This is a genomic window from Dellaglioa sp. CoH-57-MRSF-22 (assembly GCF_056781895.1).
The window spans coordinates 1-632 of the sequence record NZ_JBXAXT010000039.1 but is presented as its reverse complement, the minus strand read 5'-3'; the positions used below and the strand labels follow the sequence as shown (position 1 = coordinate 632).

The window sequence follows — 632 nt, the reverse complement described above, 5'->3', positions numbered from 1 at the left end:
TTACTTCACATCATGAACCTAACAGACGCCCTTGCGTGGACGGGGCCCTCCGCGTATGCGCAGGGGCGCGCTCAGGACCCCGAACTAGATCATCACGAAACGCCAGAACCAGAAGATGAAGGACCGATGAGTCTGGAGCGATTCATTGAGCACACCATACACCCGGGCCCGAAGCGTGCAGCTGAAATGGAGTGGTCAATTGCTGGTCTGGCAAACTGGCACAGCTCTTAGTCGCACGGTCACAGTGATGTGGCGCGGCTCATAACATGGCCGATCTATAATTACCTGAAGGATATGGGATTGATCGACAAGGGAGGCAAGCGCGCTAATCTGCTTGAGTGGACACATCATTTCATATCGCGCCTTATCCGCAAATTCGCGAAGCGCCAGATGAAGAAATGGCTGACCAAGTTCTTGTGGCGGTTTATACGGTTTGCGGCGCGCGTTCTATGGGGTGCCGCTCGATGGTTGATGCGTAACATCTTCAAGACGCTTATCCGTCTTGTGGTGCGCCCCATGATCACGTTGGTGTTGGAAGCATTGGTTCTGAATCCTGCGGTGCTCGCTGGTCTGGCCGTTGCCGGTGGTCTAGGCGTCCTAGGCTATTTCGCATGGGACACGTTTTTCAAAGC

General features: G+C 54.4%; 2 protein-coding genes. Both read left to right on the top strand.

Annotation, left to right across the window (positions count from 1 at the left end; translation table 11 throughout):
- Positions 1-231 (top strand): hypothetical protein (locus AC1RPR_RS08000; RefSeq protein WP_481763435.1); only part of this gene is annotated, 231 nt, incomplete at its 5' end.
- A gap of 63 nt (positions 232-294) precedes the next feature.
- Positions 295-632: hypothetical protein (locus tag AC1RPR_RS07995; RefSeq protein WP_481763434.1), on the top strand; the 338-nt coding region annotated here is incomplete at its 3' end.